Origin of the sequence: Achromobacter sp. GbtcB20, from assembly GCF_019091095.1 — a bacterium.
Lineage (GTDB): Bacteria > Pseudomonadota > Gammaproteobacteria > Burkholderiales > Burkholderiaceae_B > Achromobacter > Achromobacter mucicolens.
Genome location: NZ_JAGXJZ010000028.1, coordinates 1 through 18,488, shown reverse-complemented (window position 1 = coordinate 18,488; position 18,488 = coordinate 1). Strand labels below are relative to the sequence as shown.

Here is an 18,488-nt window from a genome sequence, read left to right as displayed (position 1 = left end):
CGTATAAGATGTAAAAGCGTTGAATTTGGTGCGAGATCAGTGCCGCACTGCGTATCGCAGCGCGGCCTCGTAGCCGTCCGCGCCCAGGCCGCTGATCAGGCCCTGCGCCAAGTCGGACAGATAAGAGTGATGCCTGAACGGCTCTCGCTTATACAGATTGGACAAATGTACTTCAATAAATGGGATCGCGACCCCGGCCAGCGCATCGCGAATTGCGACGCTGGTGTGCGTGTAGGCCGCTGCGTTGATGATGATGAAGTCCGTGCCGTCCTGCCGTGCCGCCTGAATGCGGTCAACCAGCGCACCTTCGTGATTGCTTTGCCACGCAGTCAGCGTGGCGCCCAATTCACCCGCGAGCAACTCGAGACGCTCATTGATCTGGGCCAGAGTAAGACTGCCGTAGATATGAGGTTCCCGGGTGCCAAGCAGGTTCAGGTTCGGGCCATGCAATACCAGTATGTTTTGCGCCATGCGCGTGCCAAATTGTGGATTGCCAATTGTTGGCAAAACAGCCGATAAACCAGCTTTTTACGCCAATTCCTACTATTTGTCCAACAGACTTACGCCTTCAGCGCCGCCAGCGTGCGACCCAGGTCATCGGGCTGGACTTCACCCAATATCTTCCGGTTAATGCTGCCATCTGCATTGAAAACGATGGTAAAAGGCAGCCCTCCGCTGGGATTTCCCAATTTGCGCAGGGTATCGATGGCGCCAGCGCCGATCACCCACAGCGGGTACGAAACCTGTATTTTCTCGACAAATTTTTGCATGTTGGCTGCAGTATCGACACCGAAGCCAACAAAGCGCACATTCGGGTATTTTTTCTGCAAGGCATCCAGCGCCGGCATTTCCTTTACGCACGGCGCGCACCACGTGGCCCAGAAATTGACCACGATGGGCTGGCCCTTCCAGCCTTCCAGCGAATGCGAAGCGCCGGCCAGATCGGGCAGCTTCATCTGCTTCAAGGCGGCCACCGGATCGCCGGCGTCGGCTGGCGCCGCGGCGTCCTGGGACTTGCGTCCCATCAGCGTGTAGCCGCCCGCGACAGTCGCGGCCACGGCCACGGCGGCGGAAAGAAGTAGGCGTCTATTCATGGCGCGATGATAACCGTTGCGGCCGTTTTTCGCCGCACCCGCGCGGCGCCGGCTTGTCGCGGCGCTATATATACAATGCAGGGCAGGAGATTTATCAATGCACCTGCACATTCTTGGCATCTGCGGCACCTTCATGGGCGGGCTGGCGCTGATCGCGCGCGCCGCCGGCCACAAAGTCACGGGTTGCGACGCGGGCGTGTACCCGCCGATGAGCACCCAGCTTTCCGAACAGGGGATCGAACTGATCGAAGGCTTCGGCGCGGAACAATTGGCGCTCAAGCCGGACTTGTACGTCATCGGCAACGTGGTCAGCCGCGGCAATCCGCTGATGGAAGCCATTCTGGAATCCGGGGCGCGCTACGTGTCCGGTCCGCAATGGCTGGGCGACAACATCCTGCCGGGCGCGCATGTGCTGGCCGTCGCCGGCACGCATGGCAAGACCACCACCAGCTCGATGCTGGCCTGGGTGCTGGAAGCCGCGGGCCTGGCGCCCAACTTCCTGATCGGCGGCGTGGCGCAGGACCTGCGCGTTTCCGCCCGCTACGATCCGGCGCGTCGCCCCTTCGTGATCGAAGCCGACGAATACGACACGGCATTCTTCGACAAGCGGTCCAAGTTCGTCCACTACCGGCCCCGGACCGCCATCCTGAACAACCTGGAATACGATCACGCCGACATCTTCCCCGATCTGGCTGCCATCGAAACCCAGTTCCACCACCTGGTGCGCACGATCCCCGGGTCGGGCCGCATCGTCCGGCCGACGCACTCTGAGGCCCTGGACCGCGTGATTGCGCGAGGATGCTGGTCCGATACCGTCACGTTCGGGGCCGACGGCCATTGGCAGGCCTCGCCGCCCGACGCGGAAGGCGCCTTTGAAGTCATCCGCGCCGGCGAGCGTGCCGGCACGGTGCGCTGGACGCTGACGGGCGAACATAACCGCATGAACGCGCTGGCCGCCCTGGCCGCCGCCGAGCACGTCGGCGTGCCGGCAGAACAGGGCATCGACGCCCTCACCCGCTTCGGTGGCGTCAAGCGCCGCATGGAACTGCGCGGGACGGTCAACGGTATCAAGGTCTATGACGACTTTGCCCACCACCCCACCGCCATCGCCACCACCCTTGAAGGTTTGCGCCGCCAGATTGGCGCCGCGCGCATCCTGGCCGTGCTGGAGCCGCGTTCCAACACCATGAAGCTGGGCACCATGGCCGCCCGTCTGCCCGAGGCCCTGGCAGACGCCGACCTGGTGTTCTGCTTTGGCGCCAACGAGGGCAAGCATGCGCTGGGCTGGAACCCGGACGAGGTGCTCGCGCCCCTGGGCGGCCGGGCTTCCAGTTACGATGACATCGGCGCGCTCGTGGCGGCGGTCGCCGGCGCCGCCCGCCCGGGCGACCAGGTGCTGGTCATGAGCAATGGCGGCTTTGGCGGCATTCATGGCAAGCTGCTGGACGCGCTGCAGGCGCGCGGCTGAATCCGCCGCCGGCCGATCGCGCGGGCCCAGCCGGAACCGGCAGGCCCGCCCGACCGGCCTCAAGGCCAGCTCCAGCCGGCCTCCCGCAACGCAGACGGAAACAGCAAGCAATGATTCTCTATCTACACGGTTTCCGGTCGTCGCCTGATTCCTTCAAGGCGCGCATGATGGCGGGCGCCATGGCCGAGCGCGGCCTGAACGAGGCCTGGGCCTGCCCGCAACTGCCCGCCAGCCCGCGGGAAGCGATCGACCTGGCAATGGGCATGGCGCGCGACCGGCTGGCCAACGCCGACTCGCCGCGCGAATTGACCGTCATCGGCTCGTCGCTGGGCGGTTTCTACGCCACCTGGATCGCCGAGCAGCTGGGCTGCAAGGCCGTGCTGCTGAACCCCGCCGTCAACGCCGCGCGCGACCTTGCCACCCAGGTCGGCGAGCACCACATGTATCATTCCGGCGCGCCGTTCGTTTTTTTGCCCGAGTATGTGGCTGAACTGGCCGCCATCCATGCGCCGCGCATCACGCAGCCCGACCGGTATTTCCTGGTCGCCGCAACGGGCGACGAAGTGCTGGACTGGCGCGAAATGCGCGACCGGTACGCAGGCTGCCGCCAGCGTATCGTGCAAGGCAGCGACCACGGCTTGTCCGATTTCGCGGACTGGATGCCGGAAGTGCTCGAGTTCGCCCTAGGCGGCAAGCCGGTACGCCCTTGATAATCAATATCGACTTTCAACACCCCTAAAGCTGCGCAAGGCGGCGCGAGGCCGCCGCCCAGGACGATCCCCACCATGTATGTGTTTTACGAAGACGACGGCAGCTTCAAGGCCGGCCATATCCTGTCCGAGACCGACGCCAGCCTGCAGGTGGAGTCAGAATCGGGCAAGCGCAGCAAGATCAAGCGCGCCAACACCCTGTTCAACTTCGCCTCGCCGGACCCGGCGACCCTGATGAGCCAGGCGGCCGCCACGGCCGAAACCCTGGACCTGCAATTCCTGTGGGAATGCGCGCCTCAGGAAGAATTTGACTCGCCCGCCCTGGCCGCCGATTACTTCGGCCACGCTCCTACGCCCGTCGAACAGGCCGCGCTGCTGATGCGCCTGCACGGCGCGCCGGCTTACTTCCATCGCCGCGGCAAGGGCCGCTACCGCCCTGCTCCGCCCGACATCCTGGCCGCCGCGCTGGCCGCGCTGGAAAAGAAGCAGCGGCAGGCCGAGCAGCAGCAGGAATGGGTCGACGAAATGGCCGCCGGCCGCCTGCCTGAGCCGATCGCGCAGGCCGCCGAATCGCTGCTGATCCGCCCGGACAAGAACTCGCAGCAATGGAAGGCACTGGACGCCGCATGCGCCAAGCTGGGCAAGACCCCGGACCGCCTGCTGCTCGAACTGGGCGCCTGGCCGCACGCGCTCGCGCTGCACAAGCGCCGCTTCCTGGCCGTCAACTTCCCGCGCGGACTGGCCTTCCCCGACGTGGAACTGCCCCCCATCGACCGCGAACTGCCGCTGGCCGATGCCGAGATCTACTCCGTGGACGACGTCACCACGACGGAAATCGACGATGCGCTGTCGGTCTCGACCCTGCCGGACGGCCGCGTGCGCGTCGGCATCCACGTCGCCGCGCCGGGCCTGTCCGTCACCCGCGACAGCGACCTGGACAAGCTGGCCCGCGCCCGCCTGTCCACCGTCTACATGCCCGGCGACAAGATCCCGATGCAGCCGGACAGCGTCATCCAGGCGTTCTCCCTGGACGCCGGCCGCGAAGTGCCCGCGTTGTCGCTGTACGTCATCGCCAATTCCGAAACCGGCGAAGTCATCGAATCGGAAACCCGCCTGGAACGCATCGTCGTGCGCGAGAACCTGCGCCACAACATGCTGGACACCCAGGTCACCGAGGCAAGCCTCGCGGACCCGACGGCCGATCTGCCCTACGGGCACTGGCTGCGTCCGCTCTGGAAGCTGGCCCAGGCCTTGTCGGCGCAACGCGAAAATGTGCGCGGCAAGCCGGAGAACAACTCCCGGGTCGAATACAGCTTCTATCTGGACGGCAACCCCGACGATCCCGACACGCCTGTGCGCCTGGTCCCGCGCCAGCGCAACGCGCCGCTGGACCGCATGGTCGCCGAGTACATGATCCTGGCCAACAACCTGTGGGGCGGCCTGCTGAACCAGCACGGCGTGCCTGGTATCTACCGCTCGCAACAAGCGGGCCGCGTGCGCATGAGCACGCAGGCGCTGCCGCACGAAGCCATTGGCGTCCCGCAATACGCGTGGAGCACGTCGCCGCTGCGCCGCTATGTCGACCTGGTCAACCAGTGGCAGCTGATCGCCGCGGTGGAACACGGCGTATCCGCCCGCCTGATCGCCCCCTTCAAGCCGCGCGACGCGGACCTGTTCGCCATCATCGGCGCCTTCGACGCGCAATACGCCGCCTGGGCCGAGTTCCAGAGCGCAATGGAACGCTACTGGTGCCTGCGCTGGCTGAAACAGAACGGCGTGACGCGGACGGTGGCGCATGTGCTGCGCGAGGATCTCGTGCGGTTTGCGAATGCGCCGCTGGTGACTCGGGTGGGTGGGATGCCTGAGTTTGAGCGGGGGACGGCTGTTGAAGTGGATATTCTGGGGATGGATGAGTTGTCTCTGGAGTTGGATTGTCGGTTTGTGGGCGAAGTTAAAGGGGAATCTGCGTAGGTCGCGGTTGGTTTTCGTCGGTCGCGTAACGTCTTCGTAGGTCGCCCGACGCCGCGGTCACCGTGCTGCCAGGGTCTTTGGTATGTGGCGCTGTAAGACCTGTGGTCAGGTAAGGGGATTTGCGGGGCCGCCGAATTGCTGCCGCCCGGGCGGCGGCAATCGGCATCGGGGCGGTGGGACGTCGCGAGGGGTGCGCTTCGCGCTGGCGGTGATTGGTTTGCTAATGGTCCGCCTCACGTTGGGGGTGGGCGGTGATGGGCGGCGCGGCGACGGGTCGCTACAGCTTGCCGATCTGTTCGCGCCGCCCATCGGGCACTTGAGTTCAAGGGACGATTAGCGGCGACTGGTGACGTTACCGCGCGCGTGCTGATCTCTCTCGCAAAGGTGTCTGACACCCTTGAAGCGCTCCTTCAAGCTGGAAGACCATTTATACGGGTGTCAGACACCTGGTGAGGCGCACGTACCTACGCGCGAAGCGTCATCATCCAAACGCAAGACGCCGCGTAAGTCTCCGGAGGCCGCCCGCGCGGCCGAACGGAGACGGGCTACGCAAGATGTTTCTGGCCCGAGACAATCCGCGCAAAAATGCCAAGCACACTGTCCGCCCCGGAGGCCTGAAGATTTCTACTGCCAGAGTCCGGTGCGGTGGCGGCCCGGGGTGCGCGGGGCGTCGATAAGCCCGAGGGAATCTGAAGGGAGCCGAAGGCGGACGAAGATGACGAAGGGGGAGTCCGGAGCGAAGGCTCCGGACCGCAATCGTGGCCCCGCGCGCCCCGGGCCGCCGCCGTGCCGGACGCCTCAAGAACTCAATCTTCAACCGCCCAAAGGTTTCCAAGCACCACCAACACACCGCACATCAACGCCCCCCGTTAAACTCCCCAGAAAAAAGCACAACAAAGGAGGAGCAAACATGCGCATTCTGCTGGTCGAGGACAATCTCGATCTTGGCGATGCCGTTGAGAGCAAGCTGCGTTCGGCGGGTCATAGTGTGCAGTGGGTGCGTGATGGCGTGCAGGCGTTGCGTTGGGGGTTGGATGAGACCTGGGACGCACTCGTGCTGGATATCAATTTGCCCGGCAAGGATGGATTCACGCTTATCCGAGAGTTGCGGGCGGCGGGTCTTGAGGCGCCTGTGCTCGTCATGACGGCACGCGCCGAGATCGAAGACAAGATCGACATGCTGGATCTGGGCGCTGATGACTACCTGGTCAAGCCGTTCGATCTGCGCGAACTGGAAGCCCGGCTGCGCGCCTTGTTGCGGCGGCCTGCGGGGCAGACCACCAGTGTGGCGCATTACGGCAATCTCAGTCTGGATCTGGCGAATCGGCATGTCGAACTGGCCGGCACGCCGCTGGAGTTGGGGCGGCGGGAATTCCGGTTGCTTGAGATCCTGGTCGGCAAGCTGGGCCAGACCGTTGCCAAGGAACGCCTCATGAACCAGATCTTCGACCTGGACGACGGCTCGCTCAATGCGCTTGAGCTGCTTATCTCGCGGCTTCGCAAAAAGCTTGCAGGTGCGTCCGTGGATATCGTCACCGTGCGGGGCGTCGGGTATCAGGCCCGCAGCCATGAACATCCCTGAAAGCTTCTCCATCCGCCAGCGCGTCTTCACGTTGGGCGCCGTGCTGCTCGCCTGCGCGCTCATCGGGCTCGTGTTCTTTTTGCGCGGTTATGCCCAACGCGCCGCCGAGCAGGCGTTTGACCGACTGCTCGCGGCCTCGGCGCTGACCATTGCCGGGTCCGTCCAGATCGAAGACAACGAAGTCACCGTCGAGCCGCCCGTGTCCTCGCTGGCGATGCTTTCCGGCGGCGAGCGTGTGTTCTATGAAGCGCGCACTTCAAACGGCAGGCTCATCACCGGGTACGGCGACCTTGCGCCCGGCCTGCCCCTCGCGCAGTCGGCCACGCCCGTTTTCACCTATCTGAGCTATCACGACGAACCCATCCGCGTCGCGACCGTTGGCCGCCTGGTCTCGGCCAGCCAGCATGCCGGCTGGGTCACCTTGCGTGTCGCCGAGACGCTGGGCTCGCGCGAGGCGCTGGCCGGCGAGATTCTTGGCCGCAGCGTGCTGCCGCTGGTCGTCGTGTCCCTGGTCGCGCTGGGCCTGTTGTGGTTTGGCGTGCAGCGCGCCTTCGCGCCGCTTGCCGTCGTCGAACGCGAACTGCGGCGGCGAGCGCCGGATGACCTGGAGCCGCTCGTCAAACCCGTCCCGCGCGAAGTGCGGCGGTTGATCGAAGCGCTCAACGGCTTCATGCAGCGGTTGTCTGGCGCCATGGACACGCTTAACACCCTGGTCGCCGATGCCGCGCACCAGGTCCGCACGCCCCTTGCCTCGCTGCGCGCGCAAGCCGAGGTAGCGCTGGACGAGACCGATCCGCAGCGCTTGCACGCCCGGCTCGAACGCATCCATCTGAACGCCACCCACGCCAGCCAGCTCATCAACCAGCTGCTCATGGACGCCACCATCACCCACCGGCTCGGCAAGGGCGCCCGCGCGATGGTCGGCGTGGCGGAAACCGTCAACGAAACGCGCCGCCGCATTGGCCCGTTGGAGGCGCAGCGGCTGCGCATCGCCATTGCGCCCGAAGTGCGCCGCGCGCGCATCGCCGGCGATCGGATCGCGCTGCGCGAAATGTTGCGCAACCTGGTCGACAATGCCCTGCGCTACGCGCCGGACGGGCCGGTTGATATCCAGGCCACGCCCGTTGCCGGCTATCGCGTCGCGCTCACTGTCTCGGACCGCGGCCCAGGCGTGGCCGACGACGAGAAGGAATCGGTGCAGCAACGTTTCTCGCGCGGCCGCGCCGGGGAAACGCTGCCCGGATCCGGACTGGGACTGGCGATCGTGCGGTCCGTTGCAGTGGCCCACGGCGGGTCGCTGTGGCTGCTGGACCGGCCCGGCGGCGGCCTGACGGCCCGCGTCGTCCTGCCGCTGGCGCGTGCCGGGGCCAACCGCGCGCTGATGGCAGCTGCTGCCGCGGTCTGCGCCGCCAGCCTGCTGCTGGCCGCGCCGTCCGCCGACGTGCGGGCCGCGGACGTCGAGGTGACCGGCGCGGCTGCTCCACCCGCCGCACCGCAGGTTGCCGGCATCCCCGAGATAATCACCCGCTATCCCGCGCCCCAACCGTCCTCGCGCGTCCTCACCATCGCCGGCCCCACGGACACGCCCGTCGTCGCCCCGCTGATCCAGGGTTTTCAGTCGCATCGCCCCGACGTCAGCGTCGTGTACCGCGAAATGGGCAGCCGCGAGCTCTACGAAGCCGCCATCGAAGGGCGATTGAAGGATGTGGACGTCCTCATGAGTTCCGCGTCGGACCTGCAGATCCGGCTTGCCAAGGATGGCTATGCGCTGAGCTATGCCTCGCCCTACGCCGCGCGGCTTCCGTCGTGGGCCATATGGCGGCACGAGGTCTACGGCTTCACGTTCGAGCCCGCCGTCTTCGTCTACAACCCCAAGCGCTTCGCGGAAGCTGAAGTGCCTCGCTCGCGCCAGGACCTGCTGCGCCTGCTGGAGCAGGATCCGTTGCGCCTGCGCGGTCGCATCGGCACCTACGACATTGCCGCCAGCAGCGTGGGCTATCTGCTGGCCGAACAGGATGAGCTCGTCTCTTCCAACTTCTGGGGGCTGGCCAACGCCATGGGCCAGGCCGGCGTGCGGCTGGCGGCCACCAGCGCCGAAATCCTGGACGCTATCGAGCGCGACGAACTCGACATCGGCTACAACATCCTTGGCTCTTACGCGCTGTCGCGCCAGGCTGCGGGCCGGCCCATCGGCGTGGTGTTTCCGCAGGACTACGTGCTGGTGCTGGCGCGCTCGGTCCTCATCGCGCGCACCGCCCCCAACCCCGACCTCGGCCGCGCCCTGGTCGACTGGCTGCTGTCGCCCGCCGGCCAGCAGGTGGCTTCCAGCCATGCCGCGCTGGGGTCCATCATGGAAGACACGCCGGGACGGTGGACGTCGGAAGCCGTGCTGGCGCGGTCGCAGGGCATCGTGCAGCCCGTGGTGCTGAGCCCCGCGCTGCTCGTCGGCCTGGACCAGCGCCGCCATTCCCGGTTCGTGCAGAACTGGATCCGGCTCGTCACCGACACGCCGCAGCGTCCGTAACCCGGCGCGCAGGCGTGGCCCAGGGATTTCCCCTAGCCGCCGCCTGCCGCCATGACAGGACGACGACAGACGCGCACTCCTAAGATGGCTGCACGCGGGCCCCAGAGCCCGCATCAAGCCAAATCCAATCGGAGACAACACCCATGCTTGCCAAGTCCAAACTGGCGGCCGCCTGCGCCGCCGCATTCGCCATCGCCTCGGGCAGCGCCTTCGCGCAGGCTGTGCCGGCGGGCTATCCGGCCGACTACCAGAAGGTCCTGGACGGCGCCAAGAAGGAAGGCAAGGTCGTCATCTATTCGACCACCGACACCAAGGCCGCCGGCCCCATCATCAAGGGCTTCGAAGCGATGTATCCGGGCGTCAAGGTCGAATACAACGACATGAACAGCACCGAGCTCTACAACCGCTACATCAGCGAACAGGCGGCGGGCGGCGGCAGCGGCGACCTCGTCTGGAGCTCGTCGATGGACTCGGCCCTGAAGCTGGCCACCGACTACGCGCTGAAGTACAAGTCGCCCGAGGCCGGCAAGCTGCCGTCGTGGGCCGTCTGGAAGGATTCCGCCTACGGCACGACCTACGAGCCGGCCGTCTTCATCTACAACAAGCGGCTCATTCCCGCCAATGAAGTGCCCACCACGCACGGCGCGCTGGCCAAGCTGATCGCCAGCCAGCCCGACAAGTTCAAGAACAAGGTCACCACCTACGACATCGAGAAGTCCGCGGTCGGCTTCATGCTGGCGGTGCAGGACAAGGCCAACGATCCCAAGTACTTCGAGACCCTCAAGGACATCGCCAAGGGCGGCCTGGTCGTGCAGTCGTCCACCGGCACCATGATGGAACGCGTGTCCTCGGGCGAAAACCTGATCGGCTACAACATCCTGGGCTCGTACGCGGAGACCCGCGCCAAGAACGATCCGTCGCTGGGCGTGGCCTACCCCACCGACTACGCGCTGGTGCTGTCGCGCGTGGCGTTCATCAGCAAGAAGGCGAAGAACCGCAACGCCGCCAAGCTGTGGATGGACTACCTGCTGTCGCAGAAGGGCCAGGAAATCATGGCCAACCAGGCCGACCTGGCGTCCGTTCGCGACGACATCGAAGGCGACAACGACGTGGACGGCATGACCAAGAAGCTGGGCGCCTCGCTCAAGCCGATTCCGGTCGACGAAACGCTGCTGGACTACCTGGAGCAGAACAAGCGCCTGGAATTCATCAAGCAATGGCGGGCCGCAGCGGGCAAGTGATGCCCGGGCTCCGGGCGGCCTCGCGGCCCGGAGCCGCCGCAAACGCAGCGGACGGCGCGCCGTCCGCCTGACCCTGCCCCGGGGCCCTCGTCCCCGGCGGCGCGGCCACCGCGTCCTTCAAGACCACAGGATTTCCCATGCAGTCATTGCGCAGAAAATGGCAGTCCCTGCCACGCGGCGTGGTGGTGCTGATCACGGCGCTCGCCATCTACGTGCCGCTGTCGTTCATCATCATCCAGAGTTTTCTCTCGGCGCCCTTCTTTGCCCCGTCCAAGACCTGGAGTCTGGACGCCTTCCGCTTCATCTTCGCGGACCCCGATTTCTACAAGGCGCTACGCAGCGGCTTCATTCTCGCGTTCGGGCTGGCCGCCATCGCCATTCCGCTGGGCGGCATGCTGGCGTTCCTGATGATCCGCACCGACCTGCCGGGCCGCCGCTGGATCGAGCCGCTGATCCTGGTGCCGGTGTTCGTGTCGCCCATGGTGCTGGGCTTCGGCTACGTGGTCGCCGCCGGCCCCGTTGGCTTTTTCTCGACCTGGACGCAGAACATTCTGGGCTTCGTGCCCTGGAACGTCTATTCGCTGACCAGCATCGTCATCATCGCCGGCCTGACGCACGTGCCGCACGCCTACCTGTACATCTCGTCGGCGCTGCGCAGCATGGGGTCCGACGTGGAAGAGGCCGCGCGGGTGACCGGCGCCTCGCCGCTGCGGGTGATGGTGTCCGTCAGCCTGCCCATGGTGCGGCCGGCCATGCTGTACGCCACCGTGCTGCTCTTTTTCCTGGGCCTGGAAGTGTTTGGCCTGGTGCTGGTGCTGGGCGACCCGGAAGGCAACCTGGTGCTGGCCACCTACCTGTACAAGCTCACCAACAAGCTGGGCATCCCGTCCTATCACCTGATGGCCGCGGTGGCCGTGGTGCTGATCTGCATGACGATCCCGCTGGTGATGCTGCAACGCCGCCTGATGCGCACCGCCAACCGCTTCGTCACCGTCAAGGGCAAGGCCTCGCGCGCGCGGCCGCTGCCGCTGGGCAAGTGGCGCTGGGTCGCGGGCGGGGTCGTGGCGTTCTGGCTGTTCGTCACCATCATCGTGCCGCTGACGGGCGTCTTGCTGCGCGCGTTCGTGTCCAACTGGGGCCTGGGCGTGTCGCTCTTTGACGTGCTGTCGCTGGACGCCTTCCGTACCGTGTTCTCGCAGCCCAACCTGATGCGCGCCATCGTCAACTCGGTCGCCATCGGCGTCTTCGGCGGCGCGCTTGCGGTCATGTGCTACATGTTCGTGGGCCTGGCCATGCACCGCAAGCCGGACAACGTCACGCGCTTCATGGACTACAGCGTGCTGGTGCCGCGCGCCGTGCCGGGCCTGCTGGCCGGCCTGGCGTTCTTGTGGGTGTTCCTGTTCGTGCCGATGTGGCTGGACAACGCGCTGGACGTGGACGAAGGCGGCTGGCTGTCGGCCCTGCCCTTCGCCGAATGGCTGCGCGAGAACTTCGTCGAATGGCTGCGCGCCCTGCGCAGCACCATCTTCAGCGTGTGGCTTGCGTACACCGTCGTGTGGATGGCCTATGGCTTGCGGCTCATCTCGTCGACCCTGCTGCAGGTGGGGCCCGAACTGGAAGAGGCCGCCCGCAGCGCCGGCGCGCGCCGCGGCCAGGTCACCCGCCACGTCACCGTGCCGCTGGCCAAGTACGGCCTGATCGGCTCGTGGCTGCTGATGTTCCTGATCTTCGAGCGCGAATACTCCACCGGCGTCTACCTGCTGTCGCCCGGCACCGAGACCATCGGCTCCATGCTGGTGTCGCTGTGGGCCTCGGGCGCCATCGACATCGTGGCCGCGCTTTCCTTCATCAATATCGTTCTGGTCGTGATCGGCCTGGGCATCGCCCTGCGATTCGGAGTCAAACTTCATGATTGAGCTTTCTGTAGAAGACCTGCACCTGGACTACGGCGACAACCCGGTGCTCAAGGGCGTGTCGATGCAGCTGCGCCAGGGCGAAGTGGTGTCCCTGCTGGGGCCCTCGGGCAGCGGCAAGACCACGTTGCTGCGCGCCGTGGCCGGCCTGGAAGGCCCCAAGCGCGGCCGCATCACCATCGGCAACCGCGTCGTGTACGACGGCGCGGCCCGCCAGGAAATCCCGGCCGAAGAGCGCAACCTGGGACTGGTGTTCCAGTCGTATGCGCTGTGGCCGCACAAGACCGTGTTCGAGAACGTTGCCTATCCGCTCAAGCTGCGCAAGACACCGGGCGCCGAGGTGCGCGAGCGCGTGCAGGCCGTGCTGGACCAGCTGGGCCTGGGCAAGCTTGGCCAGCGCCACCCGCACGCGCTATCCGGCGGCCAGCAGCAACGCGTGGCCATCGGCCGGGCGCTGGTGTACAGCCCGCCCGTCATCCTGCTGGACGAACCCCTGTCCAACCTGGACGCCAAGCTGCGCGAGGAAGCGCGCGCCTTCCTGCGCGAACTCATCATCCGCCTGGGCCTGTCCGCACTGATGGTGACGCATGACCAGAGCGAAGCCATGGCGATCTCCGACCGCATCCTGCTGCTGAACAACGGCAAGATTGAGCAGCAGGGCACGCCGCAGGAAATGTACGGCGCACCGTCCACCCTGTTCACGGCCGAATTCATGGGCAGCAACAACCGGTTGGATGGCAAGGTCACCGAGCTGCGCGACGGGCAAGCCCGCATCGAAGGGCCCGGCTGGTCGCTGTGGGGCAAGGCCGGCGCGGACGTCGTGGCGGGCCAGGATGCCACCGCGGTCATCCGGGTCGAGCAGGTGCGCCTGGCCGACGACCCGGAGGGCAACCACGTCGACATGCCGCTGCTGACCAGCATGTATCTGGGCGACCGCTGGGAATACCTGTTCCGCACGCCGGACGCCGATCCGGCCCGCAGCCTCGCCCTGCGCGCCTACGGTCCGGAAGGCCGCGAGCCCGGCCCCTGCCGGCTTGCGCTGCCCGCCAGCAAGGTCTGGATCTTTTCCCGGCCGACCGCCTGATCCGGTCTAGACCGTCCGTCCGAGGGCTGTTACAGCCGTCGGACGGAGCGCACCGCGCCCCTGGACTCGCCTTACAATGCGCAGGTGCAACACGCAGATTCCCCCTCGATGCTGAGCCGTTACCTGTGGTGGCTGGGCCAACCCGCCCAGCACTACCTGCGTATCGGCATCGCGATATCGCTGTTGGTGCACGCCGGCGCGCTGGCGTGGCGGTTCAGCGCGCCCGCGCAGACGCGGCCGCCCGTGACCAGCCTGGAAGTCGTGCTGCTGAACGCCCGCAGCGAGACGCCGCCTGAAACCCCGCGCACCGTGGCGCAGAACCAGATGACCGGCGGCGGCAACGCCGACCGCGGCGTGTCCACCACCCCGCTCCCCCAGACCGGCAGCTCGGCCGAGACCATCGTGCTGGAAGCCATGCGCCAGCGCCAGGTGCAGCTCGAAGCTGAACAGGCCCGGCTGATGACCCAGTTGCAGTCGCCGCACAACGCCGGCCCCGAGCGCCAGGCGGTCAATCCGTGGCCCGATGGCGCCGATGTCGGCCAGGACGCCCAGGATCAGGCCAGCGTCATCCAGAACGCCCAGGTGGCGGCGCTGGCGGCGCGGGTCCAGCAATACAGCGCCGAACCGCGCAAACAGTTCATCGCGCCCTCCGCCGACGCGTCCCGCTACGCCGCGTATCTGGATGCCTGGCGCACGCGCATCGAGACGGTCGGCACCCAGCATTACCCCGACGAAGCCCGCGGCCGCATCTACGGATCGCTGCGCATCACGGTGTCGGTCCGTGCCGATGGCAGCATCGCCGAGGTCGAGATCGACCAGCCTTCGCCGCATGCGGTCCTGAACCAGGCGGCGCGCCGCATCGTCCAGCTGGCCGCGCCCTTCCCCCCCTTCCCGCCCGATATCGCCCGCGATACGGACGTGCTGGTCATCACCCGCACCTGGCATTTCGTCAACGACACTCTGGAAACACAGGCCCCATGACCGAGGCGATTCCTCAAGCCCGCTACGCCGTCATCGGCAATCCCATCGCGCATAGCCGCTCGCCTCAGATCCACGCCATGTTTTCGCAGCAGACCGGCAAGCCGTTGCGCTACGAGCGCCTGCTTGCCCCGGTGGATGGCTTTGCCGGCGCCGTCGCCGAATTCGTGGCCGATGGCGGGCTGGGCCTGAATGTCACCGTGCCGTTCAAACTTGAGGCCTACGCCCTCGCGGCGGACCACCTGTCGGCCCGCGCGCGGCTGGCCGGCGCCGTCAACACCCTGTCGTGGCGCGATGGCGTCTGGCACGGCTGCAACACCGACGGCGTTGGTCTGGTCAACGACCTGCTGCGCCTGGGCGTGCGCCTGGCGGGCGCCAACGTGCTGCTGGTCGGCGCCGGCGGCGCGGCGCGCGGCGTCCTGCAGCCGCTGGCCGAGGCCGGCTGCGCCCGCATCCACATCGTGAACCGCACGGCCGCCCGCGCCGAGGAACTGGCCGCGGCCTGGCGCGCCAGCGGCGTATCACCGCAGACCCAAGTCACCGCCGGCGCCCTGGCGAGCGCCGCCCTGCCCGGCGGCTGGAATCTTGTCATCAACGCCACCGCCAGCGGGCTGCAGAACGCCGCCCCCGACCTGCCGCCGGGGCTGTACGCCGACGGCGCCGCCGCCTACGACATGATGTACGGCGCGCAGCCCACCGCCTTCATGCAGCAGGCCAAGGCCGACGGCGCCGCGCTGACCGCCGACGGGCTGGGCATGCTGGTCGGCCAGGCGGCCGAAAGCTTTTTCATCTGGCACGGCGTGCGCCCGGATGCGGCGCCCGTCCTGACGGCGCTGCGCGAGGCGCTGGCCGCCGGTAGCTGAACGGCATGGCGACCCGAACTGGCCGCAGCGGCGGCCGAAACTGGTTCCGTATCTCCACCGGCTTGCTGATGGCGCTGGTGTGCGCCGTCCTGCTGTACCAATTCTGGCTGTTCGCCCAGGTGGTCTGGTACAACTACCGCGACCCGGGCAGCAGCGCGATGATGCGCGAAGAGCTGTCGCGTCTGCGCAAGGAAGACCCGGGGATCGAGCTCAAGCACGAATGGGTGCCCTACGACAAGATCAACCGTTCGCTCAAGCGCGCGGTGATCGCGTCCGAGGACGCGAATTTCACGGACCACGACGGGATCGAATGGGACGCCATCCGCAAGGCCTGGCAATACAACCAGAAACAGGAAGAGGCCGGGCGCTCCAAGCGGCGCGGCGGCTCCACCATCACCCAGCAGCTGGCCAAGAACCTGTTTCTGTCCGGCTCGCGAAGTTACCTGCGCAAGGGCCAGGAACTGGTCCTGGCCTACATGATCGAACACGTCATGAGCAAGGAACGGATCCTTGAGCTCTATCTGAACGTCGCCGAGTGGGGCGTGGGCGTATTCGGCGCCCAGGCCGCCGCCAAGCATTATTTCAATACCACCGCCGCCAACCTGGGCAACGCCCAGTCCGCCCGGCTGGCGGCCATGCTGCCCAATCCGCGCTTCTACGACAGCCATCGCAAGTCCAATTACCTGAACTCCCGCGTCGGCATCCTGACGCGCCGGATGCAGCTGGTCGACATCCCCTGAAAGGGGAATGGGACGATTCGATCCTCCCGGCCGTCTTCGGGCTGCGGGATTTGTTAAGCTTTCACGTTTACGCGCTCCATTCCTTTTTCCTCCATGCGTACTGCACGTCGCTACCTGGCCCGCGAGGTCTATCGCTCTTGCGCAGTGGTCCTTCTGGCCCTGCTGGGCCTCTTCACGTTCTTCGCTTTGGTGGACGACCTGGACAACGTGGGCGACAAGTTCTCCATGATGGCCCTGCTGTACATGCAGGCGCTGGCGATCCCCACCCGTCTCTATGATCTTCTGCCCATCGGGCTCCTGATCGGCGCCATCCTGGCGCTGGCGGGCTTGGCCCAGCGCAACGAACTCGTCATCCTGCGGGTTTCCGGCGTCAGCGGCATGCGGCTTCTGCGGATGCTCTGGATCGTCACCATCCCGCTGATGATCGGCGCGGGCCTGCTGTCCGAATACGTGACGCCCTGGGCCGAGGTCAAGACCGGCGAGGCCAACCTGATGTTCCGCGGCAAGGCCGGCGGCGATCGCTTGAAGAGCGGCTACTGGTTCAAGGAACCCACCGCCAACGGCGGCACCCGCATCATCAACATCGCCGAACTGAAGGGCGACGGCCAGGTGGCGGGCGTCACGCTCTACGAATTCAAGAAAGACCTGACGATGACGGCGCTGTCCACCGCCCCCACGGGCACGTTCACGCGGGGCGACCTGGTGCTCAAGGACGTCTCCGAGACGCGCCTGGACGCCGAGGCCGCCGAGGCGCTGGCCAACGCCCGGCCGCCCAAGAATCCGCCCGCCACCGTCGTCAAGCTGCCCGAACGCTCCATCGACACCACCCTCAGCGCCGAACGCCTGCTGGCCCGCGTGCTGACCCCCGAACGCATGTCGATCGTCACGCTCCTCGACTACGTGGAATACCTGCGGGACAACCAGCTTCAATACGGCCGCCAGGTCGTCGCCCTGTGGCGCAAACTGGCCTACCCCTTCACCCTGATCGTGATGATCACCATCGCCGCGCCCATCGGCCTCATGCAGACCCGCCGCGGCGGCGTCGGCGCCAAGGTGTTCGTGGGCATCCTGCTGGGCGTGGCCTTCTTCATGCTGAACCAGCTTGCGCTGAACGTGGGTATGCTGGGCAAGTGGCCGCCCTGGCTTACCGCCCTGGGCCCGAATCTGGGCGCCATGGCGCTGGCGCTGGGCGCCATGAGCTACATGGAATACCGCCACACCATTACCCGTCTCATCCAGCAACGTTGGCCTTGGAGCAAGAGTCCCGCATGAACGGCAGTATCTGGATGATCGGCGACGTGCAGGGGTGCTGCTCGCCGCTGGATCGCTTGCTGTCCCACCCCGAACTCGTCGGCGACCCCAAGTCGCGCTTCTGGTTCGCTGGCGACCTGGTCAACCGTGGCCCGCAGTCGCTCGAAACCTTGCGCCGCATCATCGACCTGGGCGACCGCGCCACGGTGGTCCTGGGCAACCACGACCTGCACCTCCTGGCCGCGGCCGCGGGCGTACGCAAGCCGTCCAAGTCCGACACGCTGGAATCCATCCTGCGCGCACCGGACGCCACGGACCTGCTCAACTGGCTGCGCTCCCGCCCGTTGGCGCACTTCGAACAGAACCACCTGCTGGTCCACGCAGGCACGCTGGCCAAGTGGGACGTCGCCAAGACGCTGGCCCTGGCTGGCGAAGTCCAGGACGCGCTGCGCGGCCCCAACTGGCAGAAGGCGCTTCAAAAGATGTACGGCAACGAGCCGGCCACCTGGAAGGAAGACCACAAGGGCGGCAAACGGATGCGGGTGATCATCAACGCGCTGACGCGGATCCGCCTGTGCACGCCCAACGGACACATGGAGTTCGCGACGAAGGTGACGCCGGGGGCTTGGCCGCCCGGGTTGGTGCCTTGGTTCGATGTGCCTAACCGGGCGACCCGTAACGTGACGACGGTGTTCGGGCATTGGTCGACGCTGGGGTTGTTGCAACGGCCGGATGTGATTTGCCTGGACACCGGATGCGTGTGGGGCGGGTCGTTGACGGCTTTGCGATTGCAGGATCGGAAGGTCGTGCAGGTTAAGTGTTCTCAGTTTCAGGATCCGATGGCGGAGTGAGGGCTGGCGGGTGTTTTGGCGGGGTTCTTCTGTTCTTCTGTTCTTCTGTTCTTCTTAGGCCGTTCCCGGTTGGATCTTCGTAGGTCGCGTACCGTCTTCGTCGGTCACACGACACGGCGGATCTTCGTCGGTCGCGTACCGTCTTCGTAGGTCGCCCGACGCCGCGGTCACCGTGGGCACGATCGCCCACGATTGCGGTCCGGAGCCTTCGCTCCGGA

General features: G+C 66.5%; 15 protein-coding genes. 13 read left to right on the top strand and 2 right to left on the bottom strand.

What is annotated here, in order from left to right; translation table 11 throughout:
• Nucleotides 1-36 precede the first annotated feature (36 nt).
• Both aroQ and KVT32_RS25110 read right to left on the bottom strand, forming a co-directional pair.
• Nucleotides 37-471, bottom strand: coding sequence for a type II 3-dehydroquinate dehydratase (aroQ, locus tag KVT32_RS25115; protein ID WP_056327805.1), 435 nt, complete (start codon nt 469-471; stop codon nt 37-39).
• Nucleotides 472-560: 89 nt separating this feature from the next.
• Nucleotides 561-1,094 (bottom strand): TlpA disulfide reductase family protein, encoded by a 534-nt coding sequence (locus KVT32_RS25110; protein ID WP_217618996.1) that lies wholly within the window; start codon nt 1,092-1,094, stop codon nt 561-563.
• A gap of 97 nt (nt 1,095-1,191) precedes the next feature.
• Here KVT32_RS25110 and mpl point away from each other — a divergent pair, with 97 nt between their 5' ends.
• From mpl to KVT32_RS25045, 13 genes are all read left to right on the top strand, one after another.
• Nucleotides 1,192-2,562: a UDP-N-acetylmuramate:L-alanyl-gamma-D-glutamyl-meso-diaminopimelate ligase gene (gene mpl, locus KVT32_RS25105; RefSeq protein WP_217618990.1), complete on the top strand. Its 1,371-nt coding sequence runs from the start codon at nt 1,192-1,194 to the stop codon at nt 2,560-2,562.
• 110 nt (nt 2,563-2,672) lie between these two features.
• The gene (locus tag KVT32_RS25100; RefSeq protein ID WP_152383325.1) at nt 2,673-3,272 is read left to right on the top strand and encodes a YqiA/YcfP family alpha/beta fold hydrolase; all 600 of its coding nucleotides are present in this window, start codon (nt 2,673-2,675) and stop codon (nt 3,270-3,272) included.
• 75 nt (nt 3,273-3,347) lie between these two features.
• The gene (locus KVT32_RS25095) at nt 3,348-5,243 is read left to right on the top strand and encodes a ribonuclease catalytic domain-containing protein (RefSeq protein ID WP_152383324.1); all 1,896 of its coding nucleotides are present in this window, start codon (nt 3,348-3,350) and stop codon (nt 5,241-5,243) included.
• A 910-nt stretch (nt 5,244-6,153) separates the two neighbouring features.
• The gene (locus KVT32_RS25090) at nt 6,154-6,825 is read left to right on the top strand and encodes a response regulator transcription factor (protein WP_056327800.1); all 672 of its coding nucleotides are present in this window, start codon (nt 6,154-6,156) and stop codon (nt 6,823-6,825) included.
• The gene (locus KVT32_RS25085) at nt 6,812-9,349 is read left to right on the top strand and encodes an extracellular solute-binding protein (RefSeq protein WP_217618989.1); all 2,538 of its coding nucleotides are present in this window, start codon (nt 6,812-6,814) and stop codon (nt 9,347-9,349) included. Before KVT32_RS25090 ends, KVT32_RS25085 begins: the two co-directional genes overlap by 14 nt.
• Before the next feature lie 143 nt (nt 9,350-9,492).
• A complete protein-coding gene (locus tag KVT32_RS25080; protein ID WP_217618988.1) occupies nt 9,493-10,590 on the top strand; it encodes an ABC transporter substrate-binding protein in 1,098 nt (365 codons plus the stop codon).
• A gap of 137 nt (nt 10,591-10,727) precedes the next feature.
• Nucleotides 10,728-12,506: an iron ABC transporter permease gene (locus tag KVT32_RS25075; protein ID WP_056327797.1), complete on the top strand. Its 1,779-nt coding sequence runs from the start codon at nt 10,728-10,730 to the stop codon at nt 12,504-12,506.
• Nucleotides 12,499-13,587: an ABC transporter ATP-binding protein gene (locus KVT32_RS25070; RefSeq protein ID WP_152383322.1), complete on the top strand. Its 1,089-nt coding sequence runs from the start codon at nt 12,499-12,501 to the stop codon at nt 13,585-13,587. Before KVT32_RS25075 ends, KVT32_RS25070 begins: the two co-directional genes overlap by 8 nt.
• 108 nt (nt 13,588-13,695) lie before the next feature.
• Nucleotides 13,696-14,568, top strand: a complete 873-nt coding sequence (locus KVT32_RS25065; RefSeq protein ID WP_056327795.1) for a TonB family protein — start codon at nt 13,696-13,698, stop codon at nt 14,566-14,568.
• Entirely contained in the window at nt 14,565-15,428 is an 864-nt protein-coding gene (gene aroE, locus KVT32_RS25060; protein WP_056327794.1) for a shikimate dehydrogenase, read from the top strand. Before KVT32_RS25065 ends, aroE begins: the two co-directional genes overlap by 4 nt.
• A gap of 5 nt (nt 15,429-15,433) precedes the next feature.
• The gene (gene mtgA, locus KVT32_RS25055) at nt 15,434-16,168 is read left to right on the top strand and encodes a monofunctional biosynthetic peptidoglycan transglycosylase (RefSeq protein ID WP_217618987.1); all 735 of its coding nucleotides are present in this window, start codon (nt 15,434-15,436) and stop codon (nt 16,166-16,168) included.
• A 93-nt stretch (nt 16,169-16,261) separates the two neighbouring features.
• Nucleotides 16,262-17,440 (top strand): LPS export ABC transporter permease LptG, encoded by a 1,179-nt coding sequence (gene lptG, locus KVT32_RS25050; RefSeq protein WP_180100372.1) that lies wholly within the window; start codon nt 16,262-16,264, stop codon nt 17,438-17,440.
• Nucleotides 17,437-18,270: a symmetrical bis(5'-nucleosyl)-tetraphosphatase gene (locus KVT32_RS25045; protein ID WP_062841565.1), complete on the top strand. Its 834-nt coding sequence runs from the start codon at nt 17,437-17,439 to the stop codon at nt 18,268-18,270. The genes lptG and KVT32_RS25045 overlap by 4 nt, the downstream gene beginning before the upstream one ends.
• Nucleotides 18,271-18,488: the final 218 nt, after the last annotated feature.

Excerpts from the sequence above, each read along its gene's own strand:
- KVT32_RS25100 (WP_152383325.1), top strand. The coding sequence starts at position 2,673 with ATGATTCTCTATCTACACGGTTTCCGGTCGTCGCCTGATTCCTTCAAG.
- KVT32_RS25080 (WP_217618988.1), top strand. The coding sequence starts at position 9,493 with ATGCTTGCCAAGTCCAAACTGGCGGCCGCCTGCGCCGCCGCATTCGCC.
- KVT32_RS25090 (WP_056327800.1), top strand. The coding sequence starts at position 6,154 with ATGCGCATTCTGCTGGTCGAGGACAATCTCGATCTTGGCGATGCCGTT.
- KVT32_RS25045 (WP_062841565.1), top strand. The coding sequence starts at position 17,437 with ATGAACGGCAGTATCTGGATGATCGGCGACGTGCAGGGGTGCTGCTCG.
- KVT32_RS25065 (WP_056327795.1), top strand. The coding sequence starts at position 13,696 with ATGCTGAGCCGTTACCTGTGGTGGCTGGGCCAACCCGCCCAGCACTAC.
- KVT32_RS25075 (WP_056327797.1), top strand. The coding sequence starts at position 10,728 with ATGCAGTCATTGCGCAGAAAATGGCAGTCCCTGCCACGCGGCGTGGTG.
- aroQ (WP_056327805.1), bottom strand. The coding sequence starts at position 471 with ATGGCGCAAAACATACTGGTATTGCATGGCCCGAACCTGAACCTGCTT.
- aroE (WP_056327794.1), top strand. The coding sequence starts at position 14,565 with ATGACCGAGGCGATTCCTCAAGCCCGCTACGCCGTCATCGGCAATCCC.
- mpl (WP_217618990.1), top strand. The coding sequence starts at position 1,192 with ATGCACCTGCACATTCTTGGCATCTGCGGCACCTTCATGGGCGGGCTG.
- mtgA (WP_217618987.1), top strand. The coding sequence starts at position 15,434 with ATGGCGACCCGAACTGGCCGCAGCGGCGGCCGAAACTGGTTCCGTATC.
- KVT32_RS25085 (WP_217618989.1), top strand. The coding sequence starts at position 6,812 with ATGAACATCCCTGAAAGCTTCTCCATCCGCCAGCGCGTCTTCACGTTG.
- KVT32_RS25070 (WP_152383322.1), top strand. The coding sequence starts at position 12,499 with ATGATTGAGCTTTCTGTAGAAGACCTGCACCTGGACTACGGCGACAAC.
- KVT32_RS25095 (WP_152383324.1), top strand. The coding sequence starts at position 3,348 with ATGTATGTGTTTTACGAAGACGACGGCAGCTTCAAGGCCGGCCATATC.
- lptG (WP_180100372.1), top strand. The coding sequence starts at position 16,262 with ATGCGTACTGCACGTCGCTACCTGGCCCGCGAGGTCTATCGCTCTTGC.
- KVT32_RS25110 (WP_217618996.1), bottom strand. The coding sequence starts at position 1,094 with ATGAATAGACGCCTACTTCTTTCCGCCGCCGTGGCCGTGGCCGCGACT.